Genomic DNA, 14,222 nt, shown 5'->3' on the forward strand with positions numbered 1-14,222 from the left:
GTCCTCAGCCCTCCCCGGCCCGCCGCTGCGCGGAGGTGGTGGTGAGCAGCGGCTTCTCCTTGATGAACAGCACCGCGACCAGCGCGAGCAGCGCGATCGGGGTGGCGATCAGGAAGAGGGTGGCGGTGGCGTCGCCGTAGGCGGTCCGGACGGCGGCGAGGGCCGGGCCGGGGAGCGCGCCCAGGTCGGGGAGCGCGCCGTGGCCGCCGGCGGAGGCCCCGCCGCCGAGCGCCGAGCCGACCAGGTTCGCGAGCACGGCGCCGAGCGCGCTGACCCCGATCGTGCCGCCCATGCTGCGGAAGAAGTTCAGCACCGAGGTGGCGGCGCCGATGCTGCGGGCCGGGGTGTCGTTCTGTGCGGCGAGCACGAGGTTCTGCATGAGCAGGCCGACCCCGACGCCGAGCACCAGCATCCCGGACCCGACGTGCAGGACGCCGCTGTGCGCGTCGATCGTGGCCAGCAGGCCGGTGCCGGTCGGCATGAGCACCGCGCCCGTCACCAGGAACACCTTCCACCGGCCGAAGCGGGTGATCAGCACGCCGGCGACGGTGGAGGAGACCAGGGTGCCCGCGACCATCGGCAGGCTCATCAGGCCGGCGGCGGTGGGGGAGTAGCCCTGCGCGATCTGGAAGTACTGGGCCAGGAAGACCGCGCTGCCGAACAGCGCGATGCCGACGAACAGGCTGGCCAGGGTGGCGAGCGCGACCGTGCGGTTGCGGAAGATGCCGAGCGGGACGACCGGCTCGGGGTGCCGCGTCTCGACGACGATCGCGGCGGCGAGGGCGACCAGCGCGCCGCCGAGCAGCCCGTAGGTCCAGCCGGAGTTCCAGGCGAACGTCGAGCCGGCGAGCGAGGACCAGATCAGCACGACACCGACCCCCGCGGTGATCAGGAAGGCGCCGAGCCAGTCGATCCGGACCTCGCGGCGCACGGACTCGAGGGTGAGCGTCCGCTGCAGCAGCACGATCGCGGCGAGGCTGACCGGCACGCCGATCAGGAAGCAGGTCCGCCAGCCGAGCGGGGAGTCGACCAGGAGCCCGCCGAGCAGCGGGCCGCCGACGGTGGCGACGGCGAACACCGCGCCGAGCAGGCCGGAGTACCGGCCGAGCTCGCGCGGCGGGATGATCGCGGCGAGCACGATCTGCACCAGCGCGGTGAGGCCGCCGGCGCCGATGCCCTGGACCACCCGGCTGACCAGCAGGATCTCGACGTTCGGGGTGAGCCCGGCGACCAGCGAGCCCACCACGAAGAACGCGAGCGAGAGCTGCACGAGCAGCTTGTTGTCGTAGAGGTCGGCGAGCTTGCCCCAGAGCGGGACGGTGGCGGTCATCGCCAGCAGCTCGGCGGTGACCACCCAGGTGTACACGGACTGGCTCGCGCCGAGGTCGGTGATGATCCGGGGCAGCGCGGTGGAGACGACGGTGCCGGCGAGGACGGCGACGAACATCCCCATCATCAGGCCGGACAGGGCCTGCAGGGTGCGCCCGCGGGAGGCGTGCGGCGCCGCGGCGGTCGGTGGCGTGGAGAGCGTGCTCATTCGGCGGCCTTCGGGGTCGGGTCGGTGTCGGGCGGAGCGGCGCCGGGCTGGTCCACGCTGTCCAGGCCGGCGGCGAGGCGGTCGAGCGCGCGGTCGGCGAGCTCGCGCAGCGGAGGGTGCGGGGAGTCGGGCGGCAGCAGGCCCCACTCCTCGACGGCGATGCGCAGCGCGATGCCGGTCGCCGAGACGACGAGCAGGGCGTGCGGATAGGAGATCCCGCGCAGCTCGGCGAGGAGGTCGGCGAGCCGGCGCTCGTCCTCCGCGCCGATCGCGACCAGCTCGCCGAGCAGCCGGGGCGAGCCGGCCAGCACGGTCGCGAGCCGGCCGAACGACTCCCGCTCGGACTCGAGTTGCTCGACGAGCCCGGCGAAGGCGTACCGCAGGGTGGCCAGCGGCGGCAGGTCCGGCGGGGCGGTCCGCAGCCGCTCCCGGACCCGCTCGGCGTGCTCGGGGTCGCGGCCGAGCACGGCCTCCTCCTTGCGGGAGAAGTAGTTGAAGAAGGTCCGGACCGAGACGTCCGCGGCCTCGGCGATGTCCTCCACGCTCACGTGGTCGACCCCGCGCTCCGCCGCCAGCCGCAGCGCCGCCGCGGACAACGCCGCCCGCGTCTGCTGCTTCTTCCGCTCCCGCCGCCCGGGCCCCGCGGTGCTCACGCCCCCACGCTACGCACGATCTTGCAGAGCGTGCAACTTTGCTCAAGTGCAGGTTTTCATCCCCTGCAGGGAGGGACGGACCGAAAGGCCGTATCAGCCCCGAGATCGGACTGCTCCCCTCCCGGAACAGGTGATTCGCCCGGAATGACGGGCCGGAGCGGGACGGTGACGCCGTGGGGTCGATCGTGGTGTGCGGTGGCGGGGTGATCGGGCTGGCCGCCGCGGTGATGCTGGCCCGGGACGGGCACGCCGTCACGGTGCTGGAGGGCGACACCGAGCGGGCGCCGGCGACGGCCGAGGAGGCGTGGGGCAGCTGGAAGCGGGCCGGGGTGGCGCAGTTCCGCCAGCCGCACAACCTGTTCGCCCGCTTCCGGCAGGTGTGCGACGACGAGCTGCCCGAGGTGGCCGGGCTGCTGGAGAAGGCCGGCTGCGTGTGGGTCGACTACCTGGCCGCGGCCCCGCCCACGTTGCGTGACCGGACCCCGCGACCCGGCGACGGGGACCTGCGCTTCGTCACGGGGCGGCGGCCGGTGGTCGAAGCGGTCTTCGCCGAGCTCGCCGACCGTGAGCCGGGGGTGGAGGTGCGGCGCGGCACGAAGGTCGCGGCAGTGGCGACCGGGGCGTCGGCCCTCGACGGGGTCCCGCACGTCACCGGCGTGGTCACGACCGGCGGGGAGACCCTGCCCGCCGACCTCGTCGTGGACGCGACGGGCCGGCGGACGCGGGCGGCGACGTGGCTGGAGGCGATCGGGGCGCGGCCGCTGCGCCAGGAGTCCGAGGACCGCGGCTTCGTCTACTACACCCGCTTCTTCCACGGCGACTCCCCGCCGCAGCTGCGCGGCCGGGCGATCATGCCGATGGGCAGCATCTCCCTGCTGACGTTGCGCAGCGACAACGACACCTGGTCGGTGACCGTGTTCGGGGCGAGCGCGGACCACGCCCTGCGCGCGCTGCGCGAGCCGCGGGTCTTCGACCGGCTGGTCGCGGACTGCCCGTTGCAGGCGCACTGGCTCGACGGGACGCCGCTCGGCGGGGTCCGCCCCATGGCCGGGATCCTGGACTCGCACCGCCGCTATGTCGTGGACGGGCGGCCGGTGGTGACCGGGTTCGTCCCGGTCGGCGACGCCTGGGCCTGCACCAACCCGTCGGCGGGCCGGGGGCTGTCGGTAGGCGTGGTGCACGCGCAGCTCCTGCGGCACACCGTGCACGCGAACCTCGGCGACCCCGCGGCGCTGGCCCGCGACTTCCACCAGCGGACCGAGGCGGTGGTCGCGCCCTTCGTACGGAACCAGGTCGCCGCGGACCGGATCCGGATCGCCGAGATGACCGCCGCGCGCGAGGGGACGGAGCCGCCGGCGCCGGACCCGGCGACCCGCTCCCTGCTGGCCGCGGCCGCCGTCGATCCCGACGCCTTCCGCGGCGTGCTGGAGATCGTGCTCTGCACCGCCCAGCCGCAGGAGGTGTTCGCCCGCCCGGCCGTGCGCGCCGCCGTCGAGCGGCACGCCGACGACGTCCCGCCGGCCCCGCCCGGCCCGGACCGCGCCCGGCTCCTCGAGCTGCTGGCGGCCTGAAGGGGACGGTGCCGGCGCACTCCCGGCCCGGATTCCTCCGGTTCTCTTGCCTGAACCTACAGCGGCTGCTACAAGTTTCTTCGATGCACGACGTGTGTTCGTGACCGGGCGAGCGAGCGCGAGGAGGGACGCGGGAGGTCGTGGCCAACCAGCTGAGCAGGCTCGACGACGAGGACTACCCGTCCGTGTCCATGGGGCAGGCGGCCGAGCTCCTCGGGGTTCAGCCCGCGTTCCTGCGCAGCCTGGACACCGCCGGGGTGCTGCACCCGCACCGCACCGACGGCGGGCACCGCCGGTACTCGCGGCGTCAGCTCACGCTCGCCGGCCGGCTGCGCGAGCTGCTCGACGACGGCCACACCCTCGCCTCCGCGCAGACCATCGCCGACCTCGAGGACCGGCTGGTCGTCAGCGACCGGGCCCGCGAGCAGGCGGACGACGCCCGCCGCGAGGCCGAGAGCGCCCGCCGCGAGGCGGACGACGCCCGGGACCGCGCGGCCGAGGCGCTCGACACCGCCCGCTCGGACCTGCGGGACCGCGCCGACGAGCTGGCCCGCGCGCGGGCGCAGCTCGACGACGCCCGCGGCGAGATCGAGGACCTCACCAGCAGGCTGAAGGCGGACCCGGGGGCGCCCTGACGCCCGTGCGTCAGGCGCGTCAGGTGCGCGGTCGGCGGCGTTGCGGCCGGGTGATCGCCAGCCGCTCGTGCTCGGAGAGCCCGCCCCACACGCCGTAGGGCTCGTCGACGATGAGCGCGTGGCGGCGGCACTCGTCGGGCACCGGGCAGCCGCGGCAGATCTCCTTCGCCCGGGTCTCGCGGCGGGCCCGGGCCGGGCCGCGTTCGCGTTCCGGGTGGAAGAAGACCTCGCTGTCCATGCCGCGGCACGCCGCGACCTTCTGCCAGTCCCACGTCTCGACCACGGGCAGGGGGAGACGGCGCGTGTCAGCCACGGCGCCACCTCCCGGTGCCGCCGGGCGCACGATCAGGAGCGCCGGCACGCCGCCGACGCTCGGGGGAACGGCACCAGGGAGGGGTCCCGTGGGCGTCCCGGCGACGCGGGGCGCGCCGGGATTCGGCTGTGTCGTACATCGCTCACCAGCCTGGGAGGAGCCGGTAGCGGGGCGCTCGAAGACCAACCGCGCGGGGGCCGTCCGCCGGACGAGCGGCTCGGCCGGGCCGCCCGTCCGGCGCGGGTCAGCTGCCGGCGGCCTTCGCCGCGTCGACCTCGGTGTCCGCGCTCGCCGAGCGCAGGGTGCCGTCGGCGTTCTCCAGGTGGGCGCGGACGAACCACTGGTACTGCTCGAGCTCGCCGGCCTGGGCGATGAGCATGTCCTGGGTGACCGGGTCCGGCTCCTCGGTCTTCTCGATCGCGGTGCGGTGGTCCTCGATCACGCCGGCGTAGACGAGGTCGAGGGCGCCGAGGTGGGCGATCGCGTCGCTGCGGCCGATCGAGTAGTCGTCCCAGCTGCGCTGCGCGACCAGGGCGCCCGGGGTCCCGCAGGGCGAGCCGCCGAGGGTGGCGATCCGCTCGGCGACGTCGTCGACCATCCCGCGGACGCCCTCCACCTGCGGGTCGAGCATGGTGTGCACCGCGATGAAGTTCGGCCCGACCACGTTCCAGTGCACGTGCTTGAGCGTCAGCGCCAGGTCGTTGAGGGCGTTCAGGCGGTCCTGCAGGAGGGTGACGACCTCGGCGGCCTGGTCGGTCTTCATGCCGGGGACGGTGTAGTGGATCTGCTGACGGGACTCGGTGCTGGTCATGGTGTCCTTCCTGTCGTCCCGGTTCAGGGGTCTCCGGTGGGATAGGTCCGCAACGCGCTCGTCAAACGTGGTGTCCATCGTGGTGTCACACGTGGTCCCGTGCGGCGTGGGCCCGCAGGGTCGCGAGGCTGCGGGCGAGCAGCCGCGAGACGTGCATCTGCGAGATCCCGACCCGGCGCGCGATCTCCGACTGGGTCAGCTGGTCGACGAACCGCAGGCCGACGATGGTCCGCTCGCGTTCGGGCAGGGCCGCGAGCAGCGGGCGCAGCGTGGCGCGGTCCTCTGCGCGGTCGAGGGCGGCGTCGAGGTCGCCGAGCCGGGCGTCGTCGGGCTCGCCGGGGCCGCGCCGCTCGTCGAGCGAGTCGGCGGCCTGGTAGCCCTGGGCGAGCAGGACCTCCAGCACGACCTCGCGGTCGACGCCGAGGGCCTCGGCGATCTCGCTGGGCCGCGGCGACCGGCCCAGGCGCTGGTGGAGGGCGGAGGTCTCGCGGTTGACCCGGGTGGCCATCTCCTTGACCCGGCGCGGCACCCGGACGGCCCAGGTCCGGTCGCGGACGTGGTGCAGGAACTCGCCGCGGATGCAGGGGACGAGGTAGCCGACGAAGTCCGTGCCGTCGCCGCGTTCGGGGTCCCACCGGTCGACGGCGGTGAGCAGGGCGAGCCGCGCGACCTGGAGCAGGTCGTCGTAGGCCGCCGGGGAGGCGCCGGCCTGCCCGCGGGCCATCCGCTCGGCGATGGGCAGGTAGGCCTCCGCGATCGAGTTGCGCAGCGCGGTCCGGCGCGGGTCGTCCGCCGCCATGGCGTGCAGGGTGCGCAGGCGCGGGAGCTGCGCGGAGTGCCGGCTGCCGGGGCGGGTGCCCGCCCCGGAATCCGTCCGGGTGTCCGTTCGGGTCTCGGTCCGGGTTGCTCCCGCCGGGGGCGCCACGGCCGTCATGTCCGCTCCGTCCGTCCGGGTCCGACCGCGGGGCGCGAATCGCGCCACACGTTGTTCATGTCGAGCATGACCCGGGATCGGGCCCCGCGCGAGTCGACGCGGACGAAGGAAGTCAGCCGTGCAGGACGTCGTCGGCCACGAGCGTGGCCCGGTAGCCCGCGAGCAGCAGAACGTGCAGCAGGTAGAGCCACAGCGCGAGCGCCGACACCGCGCCGACGATCGGGAGCCCGCCGAACGGGGCCGACCACTCGACAGGGATGGCGAGGAACAGCAGGAACCCCTGCAGGAACCCGGCGAGCACGGACCCGGTGCCGAACCCGCCGAGCAGCAGCGCCTTCCACCCGATCCGGCCGGGGCCGACCAGCCGGAACACCAGCACCAGGGCCACCGACACGGTGACCCACACGACGTGGAAGGCGACGACCACGCCCAGCACCAGCCACCACCCGCCGTGCAGGTAGAGGGGCGCGACGAGCGGGGCGGCGGCGAGCACGGCGAGCACCAGCACGGGGGCGACGACGGCGAGCGCGAGCAGGCCCAGCCGCCCCCGCCACCCGGTGAACCGGTCCCGGGCGGGGGAGAGCTGCAGGAACGCGCGGCGCAACCCCTCGCCGTAGAGGCTGGCCGGGAAGAGCACGACGAGCGTCTGCACCCAGGACATGTCGAGCGCCGTCGCGGTCAGCGTGCGCAGCGCCGCGGGGGTCCCGTGCCCGCCCGGGAGCCCGGAGATCGCGGTGTCCATGCCGGCCCGCAGCGCGTCCGGCCCGACGAGCACCCCGGCGACCCGCAACGAGACCAGCGCGAGCGGAACCAGACCGAGCAACCCGAAGAACGTGGCTCCGGCGGCCCACAGCGCGACGTCGCTGCCCGGGAAGGACCGGGCCGTCTCGCGCAGGAGGGCGCGTGGCGTGCGCACCGAGGTCATCGGCCGCTCCTGTGGCGGGCGCGGACCGCACGGCGGTGCGAGGCTGGCGCCGTGGAGGAGCCAGGGACAGGTGTCGCGGGGTGGTCCGCCCTGCACTCCGGCGTGCAGCCGTCGGCGGTGGTGCGCGGGTGGCTGCGCCTGGTGCAGGGGCTCGCCGCAGGCCCGGCCGGCCGCGTGCCGCCGGACCTGCTGTCGCTGGCGGGCGTGCTGGTGCTGGCCGGCGCGTGGGGTGCCGCCGCCGCGGGTGGGCGCTGGCCCCTGCTCGCCGCCGCGCTCGTGGTGGCCGGTGGGATCCTCGACGGGCTCGACGGCGCCGTGGCCCTGCGCACCGGCCGGGCCCGGCCGCTCGGCGCGGTCGTCGACGCCGCCGCGGACCGCGTGGGCGACCTCCTGCTGGTCGCGGTGCTGGTGGCGCTCGGTGCACCGGTGGCGTGGGCGGTGGGCGCCGCGGCGCTGGCGCTGCTGCACGAGTACGTGCGGGCTCGGGCGCAGTCCGTCGGGATGCCCGGGGTCGGCGCGGTGACGGTGGCGGAGCGGCCGACCCGGGTGATCGTCGTGGCGGGGGCCGCGCTGGGGGCGGGGGCGCTGCCCGCGGGCACGCCGCTCATCGGCTGGGACTGGGCCATGGTGCTCGTGGTCGCCTGGACGGTCGTGGGCGTGCTGGGACTCGTGCAGCTCGTGGTGGGGATGCTGCGCGCGATCCCGCCGGAGTTCCCGCCGGACCGACGAGCCCGGCCGTGATCTCGGCGGAGAGCAGCACGAGCGGCAGCCCGCCGCCCGGGTGCGCCGAGCCGCCGACCAGGTAGAGCCCGGGGACGGGGGAGCGGTTGGCCGGGCGGCGCAGCGCGGCGCGCGGCCCGTGCGAGGCGGTGCCGTAGATCGCCCCGCCGGGAGCGCCGGCGTTCCGTTCGAGATCGGCCGGCGTGCGGATCTCCCGGACGCGGAGCCGGTCCCGGACGTCCGTGCCGCGCGCGGCCAGCGTGGCGAGGACGTGGTCGGCGTAGCGCTCGCGCAGCCCGGGTTCGTCCCAGTCCACGCCGCGGCCGGGATCGTGCACGGGCGCGTTGACCAGCACGAACCAGCCCTCACCCGCGTCGTCCGGCCGGAGCGCGGGGTCGTCCGGGGCGTGCACGTAGATCGTCGGGTCGGGGACGGGCCGGGGGTGGCCCCCGAAGATCGCGTCGAACTCGGCGGTGTAGTCCCTCGGGAACCAGACCCGGTGTGCGGGGCCGGGATCGCGCCCGTCGAGGCCCAGCAGCAGGACGAACCCGGCCAGCGACCGCGGGGCGCGGCGCAGGTCGCGGCGGGTGCGCCGCGCGGTCCCGGCGGGCAGCAGCCGTTCGTAGAGCACGGAGGCGTCGGCGTTGCACACGACGACGTCGGCCGGCACCTCGCGGCCGCCGACCCGGACGCCCCGGACGGCCCCGTCCGCGACGGTCACCGCCTCGACCTCCGACCCGAGGTGCACGACGACGCCGAGGGCCCGGCACCGGTCGAGGAGCGCGTCGGCGATGCGGCGCAGCCCGCCGCGGACGTACCAGCCGCCGAACCGCTGCTCCACGTACGGCGTCACGGACAGCACCGCGGGCGTGCGGCGGAAGTCCGAGCCGGAGTAGGTCGCGTAGCGGGCGAACCAGGTGCGCAGCCGCGGGTCGGGCAGGAGCGCACGACCGAGCCCGTCGAGCGTCCGCCACGGCGCGACCGCCCGCAGGTCCTGCAGCCGCGCCGACATCCGCAGCAGCGTGCGCAGGTCGAGCGGGCGGCGCAGCACGGGCTCGCCGACGAGGTCCCAGAGCCGCCCGGACCGCTCGTACAGCGCCCGCCAGGCGGCGCCGGACCCGGGCCCGAGCGCGGCGTCGAGGGCGGCCGGCACGGCGTCCGGATCGTGCGGCATCTCGAGCCGGGCGCCGTCGCCGAACGTGTAGGCGCACACCGGGTCGACCGGCTCCAGGGCCAGCCCGGACGGTCCGCCGGTCGCCGTGAAGACGTCCTCGAGCACTGCGGGCAGGGTGAGCAGCGAGGGCCCGGTGTCGAACGTGAACCCGCCGACCTCGGCGACGCCGAGCTTGCCGCCGTGGGTGTCCGCGCGCTCGTGCAGCGCCACCTCGTGCCCCAGGGCCGCCAGCCGGGCCGCCGCGGCCAGCCCGCCGACCCCGGCGCCGACGACCACCACCCGGCTCACAGCGTGCGGCCCTTCCAGGTCAGCGTGCCCGCCCGTCGTCCGGCCCACGAGGAGGCGAGCAGTCCGAGGAGCGCGGCGATCGAGACGGGGTGGGCGGCGGCATCGGGCCAGGTGCGGGCGCCGGTCCGGCGGGCGGCGAGCACCCGGCTGGCGACGCCCGCGGCGTACCCCAGCGCGCCCGCCCGCGAGCCGCGCAGCGCCGCGACCGCGGGCAGGACGTAGACCAGCGCGAGCAGTGCGGCCACCCCGGCCGCGCCCGGGGCGGACCCGAACGCCGCCCACAGCGACTTGCGGTACCCCGCGGCGAGCTGCCGCCCGTCGTCGTACATCCGGCAGGTGGCGAGCGCGGAGCCGTCGGCGACACCGGTCCGTCCGCCGGCCCCCCGGACCGCGCGGGCCAGCGCGATGTCGTCGAGCACCGCGCCGGCCACGGCCTCCCAGCCGCCGGCCCGCGCGAGCGCCGCCGCCTCGACGAGGAGGAACTGCCCGTTAGCGGCGACCAGCGACGGCCGGCCCGACCGCTCGGCGACCCGCAGCGGCAGCGTGACCAGCCAGGACCAGGCCAGGAGCGGCTGGACGAGCCGGGCCGCGACCCCCTCGGCGACCTGCCGGGGCCAAGGGCAGAGCAGGTCGAGCGGGGCGGGGCCGCGGAGCACGGCGACCGCGGCGGCCACCGCGTGCGGGGCGAGCACCACGTCCGCGTCGACGAACACCAGCACCTCGCCCCGGGCCGCGGCGGCGAGCTGGGCGCAGGCGTGCGGCTTGCCGAGCCGGCCGGGCGGGGGCGGGGTACCGGTGAGCACCCGAAGCCGCGGATCGCCGCCGGCCGCCGCCCGGACGACCGCGGCGGTGCCGTCCGTGGAGCCGTCGTCGAGCACGAGGATCTCGGCCTCCGCCAACCCGGTCTGCGCGCACAGCGAGCGGATCGTGGGGCCGATGCGGCGGGCTTCGTCGCGGGCCGGCACCAGGAGCGAGACGGGCACGGTGACCGGTGGGGGAGCGGCGGGCGGGGTGCGCAGCTCTCGCTGGTTGCGCAGCTGGTGCAGGGTGCCGAGGACGGCGAGCGCGGAGCCGGCGGTGGCCGCGGCCCGGAGCGGTCCGGGAAGGCGCGCGGCGGTCACGGCCGAACCCTAGGAGCCGCCGGCCGGGCCCGCGACTCGACCCCCGGCCGGGCGTTCGAGTCGCGGACGCGCCGGACTCGCGGGAAGGTCGGAGGGCCCCGGGTGGCGCCGCGCCCGGTCCCGCGCCCCTGGAAGGACGACGCGTGCTCCGAACCGCTCCCCCCGTGCGCGGGCGAGCGCCCGGCCTGACCTGGATGCTCGTGGCGGGCGCGGTGCTGGTCCAGATCGCCTACCCGCTCACCCCGGAGGCGCTGCGCACCCAGGTGACCGTGCTCTCGGTCGTGGTGTTCGCGGCTGCCTCGCTGTGCGACGCCACCCGGCTGCACGGCGCCCGCGGCGGCCTGCTGCTCCTCGCCGTGGCCGGCGGGGGCGGGCTGGTGGCGGAGGCCCTCGGGCTGCGCACCGGCATCCCGTTCGGCGCCTACACCTACACCGGCACCCTGGGGCCCGAGCTGCTCGACGTTCCCGTGGTCGTGCCGCTGGCGTGGACGATGATGGCCTGGCCCGCGCTCGTCGTCGGGCGGACGCTGGCGCGGTCGCGCATCGGCGTCGTCGCCGTCGGGGCGGCCGCGCTGGCGGCCTGGGACGTCTTCCTCGACCCGCAGATGGTCGACGCGGGCCACTGGCGCTGGCTCGACCCCGGGCCAGGGCTGCCGCTGATCCCCGGGATCCCGTTGACCAACTACGCGGGCTGGCTGCTGGTGTCCGCGCTGGTCGTGGCGGCGCTGCACGCCGTCCTGCCCGCCCACGAGCGTCCGTCCGCCCCGGCCACGGCGCTCTACCTGTGGGTCTACGGCTCCTCGGTCCTCGCTCACCTGGCCTTCTTCGGCCTGCCGGGCTCGGCGCTGGTCGGCGGCGTGCTGATGGGGGCCGTCGCCGTCCCGTTCGCCCGCGCGGCCCTGCCGCGGCTCGTGGGAGCCCGGCGATGACCGATCCGCTGACGAGCCGGGCCGCCCCGCTGCGGATGCGCCGGCGGCGCCTCGTCGTGCCCGATCCGGCCCTGCCTTGGGAGGTGCCGCCCGGGACCGAGGCGGTGGTCGTCGGGGCGGGGGTGGCCGGCGTCGGTGCCGCGGTCGTGCTCGCCGAGCGCGGCGTGCGGGTGCGCCTGCTGGAGGCCGCCGAGCACCTCGGCGGCCGGCTCGGCGCGTGGCCGGAGGTGCTGCCGGACGGGACCGAGCAGGTCGTCGAGCACGGGTTCCACGCCTTCTTCCGGCACTACTACACCTGGCGGGCGGTGCTGGCCCGGATCGATCCGGGGCTGGGGTTCCTGGGGCCGGTCGACGGCTACCCGGTGATCTCGCGGCGGTGGCCGGACGAGGACCTCTCCGGCCTGCCTGCGGCGCCGCCGCTCAACCTGCTCACGCTGATCCTGCGCTCGAAGAGCCTGAGCTGGCGGGACATGGCGGGCGCCGACCCCGACGCCGGCCGTGCCCTCCTCGCCTACGACCGTGCGACGACGACCGCGGAGCTCGACGGCGTCGACGCCGCCGCCTTCCTCGACCGGCTCGGGATGTCCGAGCGCACCCGCGGGATGCTGTTCGAGGCCTTCGCCCGGTCCTTCTTCTGCGACCAGGACGGGCTCTCCGCGGGCGAGCTGGTCGCGATGTTCCACTACTACTTCCTGGGCAACCCGGAGGGCATCGGCTTCGACGCCCCGGTCACCGACCACCGGACCGCGATCTGGGACCCGCTCGCCGCGCACCTGCGCGCGCACGGGGCGGAGGTGCGGACCGACAGCCGGGTCACCCGCCTCGAGCCCGACGGTCAGGGGTGGCGGCTGGGCACGGACGCCGGTGACCTGACCACCCGGCACGTCGTGCTCGCCCTGGATCCCGCCGGGCTGCGCGGGCTCCTCGAGGCGTCGCCGGCCGCGGCGGCGTCGGCCCCGCGGCTCGCGGCGCAGTGCGCGGGGCTGGGGACCGCACCGCCCTTCGCCGTCACCCGGCTGTGGCTCGACCGGGACGTCGCGCCGGGGCGGGCGGTGTTCAGCGCGGTCTCCGGCGAGCGCACCCTCGACTCGATCACGGTGTACTCGCGGCTGGAGGCGCCGTCGGCCGAATGGGCGGCCCGGACCGGCGGGTCCGTCGTCGAGCTGCACTCCTACGCCTGCCCCGAGCCCGACGCCAAGGCGGCGACCGAGGCGATGTACGCCGAGCTCGTCGGGCTCTGGCCGGAGGTCGGCGGGGCCGAGGTGCTGCACACCCACCAGCGGCACGAGGCCACGGCCCCGGCCTTCCCGCCCGGGCGGGCCGGGACCCGCCCGGGGGTGCGCACCGACGCCCGCGGGGTGCGGGTGGCCGGGGACTTCGTGGAGCTGCCCTACCTCGCCGGGCTCATGGAGCGGGCGGCGATGTCCGGGGTCCTGGCCGCCAACGACGTGCTCGCCGAGGCGGGCGCCGCCGCCGAACCGGTCGACGGCGTCCCGCAGCGGGGGCTGCTGGCCGGGGTGCCGCGGATCCGCGGCCGTGCCTGACCGGGCCGGCTACCGGTTCGCCCCCTGCCGGTTCTCCTTCTGCGGCTCCGGCGGGTCGGCGATGGTGTCGGCCGCCGTCGCCCCGCGCTCGCCCATCGGCAGCGGCTCGCCCTTGGTGGTGTCCTGCTCGGTCTGCCGCTCGCTCTCCGCGTTGATCTCCGCGCCCAGCAGCACGATGTAGCTGGTCAGGTACAGCCACAGCATCAGGACGATCACGCCGGCCAGGGCGCCGTAGGTCTTGTTGTAGCTGCCGAAGTTGTTCACGTAGAAGCTGAAGGCGAGGCTGCCGATGATCCACAGGAGCGTCGCGACCAGCGCGCCGGTGCTGACCCAGGCGAACCGGGGTGCGTCGCGGTCCGGGGCGACCCGGTAGACGACCGCGAGGGCCGCGATCACCAGCGCCACGAGCAGCGCCCAGCGGATGATCTGCGCGACGACGAGCGCGATGCCGCCGAGGCCGAGCGCGTCGAACACAGGGGGCACGACCGCCACGAGCGCCACCGCGAGCAGCACGAACACCACCGCGCCGAGGGTGAGGGCCAGCGCGGTGCCGCGGAGCTTGAGGAACCCGCGGGTCTCCTTCTCGTCGTAGGCCAGGTTCGTGGCCTTGATCAGGTTCATCGTGCCGCCCGAGGCGCTCCACAGGGCCGCCAGGATCGACACGACCAAGCCGATGCCCAGGGCGCGGTCGCTGCTGCCGGCCACGGCGTTGAGCTGGTCGGTGATGATCGGGCGGGCGGTCTCGGGCAGGGCGGCGGCGAGGTCGTTGACCTGGGCCGCGACCTGCGCCGGATCGGCGACCAGGCCGTAGAGCGTGAGCGCCGCGATCATCGCGGGGAAGAGCGCCAGGAAGGCGAAGAAGGCGACCCCGCCCGCCAGGATCGGGACGTTGTCGTCCTTCCCCTCGGCCCAGGCCCGCTTCACCACCTGCAGCCAGCCGCGGGGCGGGATCCGCACCGGGTTGTCGGCCTCGCGCCCCGGAGGTCCGTCGTTGCGCCGGTGGTCGACGCCCCGGCCCCCGCGGCCCGCGCGTGTCGTGTCGGTTCGGCTCGTCATGTCGGGCGGGA

The 14,222-nt window shown here is 76.1% G+C and carries 13 protein-coding genes and 1 pseudogene; 5 read left to right on the forward strand and 9 right to left on the reverse strand.

Annotated features, from left to right (window positions below; translation table 11 throughout):
• Positions 1–4: 4 nt before the first annotated feature.
• The gene (locus ACQP04_RS14605) at positions 5–1,537 is read right to left on the reverse strand and encodes an MFS transporter (RefSeq protein ID WP_433507573.1); all 1,533 of its coding nucleotides are present in this window, start codon (positions 1,535–1,537) and stop codon (positions 5–7) included.
• Positions 1,534–2,190, reverse strand: coding sequence for a TetR/AcrR family transcriptional regulator (locus ACQP04_RS14610; protein ID WP_433507574.1), 657 nt, complete (start codon positions 2,188–2,190; stop codon positions 1,534–1,536). Before ACQP04_RS14610 ends, ACQP04_RS14605 begins: the two co-directional genes overlap by 4 nt.
• A gap of 173 nt (positions 2,191–2,363) precedes the next feature.
• Here ACQP04_RS14610 and ACQP04_RS14615 point away from each other — a divergent pair, with 173 nt between their 5' ends.
• Complete coding sequence (locus ACQP04_RS14615; RefSeq protein ID WP_433507575.1) at positions 2,364–3,761, forward strand: NAD(P)/FAD-dependent oxidoreductase; 1,398 nt, start codon at positions 2,364–2,366, stop codon at positions 3,759–3,761.
• A gap of 140 nt (positions 3,762–3,901) precedes the next feature.
• A complete protein-coding gene (locus ACQP04_RS14620) occupies positions 3,902–4,396 on the forward strand; it encodes a MerR family transcriptional regulator (RefSeq protein WP_433507576.1) in 495 nt (164 codons plus the stop codon).
• Between the two features lie 19 nt (positions 4,397–4,415).
• On the opposite strand, the gene ACQP04_RS14625 is transcribed toward ACQP04_RS14620, so the two are convergent.
• The 4 genes from ACQP04_RS14625 to ACQP04_RS14640 form a co-directional block, all read right to left on the reverse strand.
• Entirely contained in the window at positions 4,416–4,709 is a 294-nt protein-coding gene (locus tag ACQP04_RS14625) for a WhiB family transcriptional regulator (RefSeq protein ID WP_433507577.1), read from the reverse strand.
• A 244-nt stretch (positions 4,710–4,953) separates the two neighbouring features.
• Complete coding sequence (locus ACQP04_RS14630) at positions 4,954–5,520, reverse strand: Dps family protein (protein WP_433507578.1); 567 nt, start codon at positions 5,518–5,520, stop codon at positions 4,954–4,956.
• 85 nt (positions 5,521–5,605) lie between these two features.
• Positions 5,606–6,454, reverse strand: coding sequence for a sigma-70 family RNA polymerase sigma factor (locus ACQP04_RS14635; RefSeq protein ID WP_433507579.1), 849 nt, complete (start codon positions 6,452–6,454; stop codon positions 5,606–5,608).
• A gap of 112 nt (positions 6,455–6,566) precedes the next feature.
• On the reverse strand, positions 6,567–7,379 hold the full coding sequence (locus ACQP04_RS14640; RefSeq protein ID WP_433507580.1) for a YhjD/YihY/BrkB family envelope integrity protein: 813 nt from the start codon (positions 7,377–7,379) through the stop codon (positions 6,567–6,569).
• A gap of 210 nt (positions 7,380–7,589) precedes the next feature.
• On the opposite strand from ACQP04_RS14640, the pseudogene ACQP04_RS14645 reads away from it, so the two are divergent.
• A pseudogene (locus tag ACQP04_RS14645) lies at positions 7,590–7,931 on the forward strand (CDP-alcohol phosphatidyltransferase family protein); the annotation flags it as partial.
• A gap of 52 nt (positions 7,932–7,983) precedes the next feature.
• On the opposite strand, the gene ACQP04_RS14650 reads toward ACQP04_RS14645, so the two are convergent.
• Positions 7,984–9,561, reverse strand: a complete 1,578-nt coding sequence (locus ACQP04_RS14650) for a phytoene desaturase family protein (RefSeq protein ID WP_433507581.1) — start codon at positions 9,559–9,561, stop codon at positions 7,984–7,986.
• A complete protein-coding gene (locus tag ACQP04_RS14655; RefSeq protein ID WP_433507582.1) occupies positions 9,558–10,682 on the reverse strand; it encodes a glycosyltransferase in 1,125 nt (374 codons plus the stop codon). The genes ACQP04_RS14650 and ACQP04_RS14655 overlap by 4 nt, the downstream gene beginning before the upstream one ends.
• A gap of 143 nt (positions 10,683–10,825) precedes the next feature.
• Here ACQP04_RS14655 and ACQP04_RS14660 point away from each other — a divergent pair, with 143 nt between their 5' ends.
• A complete protein-coding gene (locus ACQP04_RS14660; protein ID WP_433507583.1) occupies positions 10,826–11,611 on the forward strand; it encodes a carotenoid biosynthesis protein in 786 nt (261 codons plus the stop codon).
• Entirely contained in the window at positions 11,608–13,155 is a 1,548-nt protein-coding gene (locus ACQP04_RS14665; protein ID WP_433507584.1) for an FAD-dependent oxidoreductase, read from the forward strand. The genes ACQP04_RS14660 and ACQP04_RS14665 overlap by 4 nt, the downstream gene beginning before the upstream one ends.
• A 9-nt stretch (positions 13,156–13,164) precedes the next feature.
• Here the strand turns inward: ACQP04_RS14665 and ACQP04_RS14670 are convergent, their stop codons facing one another.
• On the reverse strand, positions 13,165–14,211 hold the full coding sequence (locus ACQP04_RS14670) for a YihY/virulence factor BrkB family protein (protein ID WP_433507585.1): 1,047 nt from the start codon (positions 14,209–14,211) through the stop codon (positions 13,165–13,167).
• Positions 14,212–14,222: the final 11 nt, after the last annotated feature.

The organism is Pseudonocardia halophobica (assembly GCF_050948485.1).
Classification (GTDB): domain Bacteria; phylum Actinomycetota; class Actinomycetes; order Mycobacteriales; family Pseudonocardiaceae; genus Pseudonocardia; species Pseudonocardia halophobica.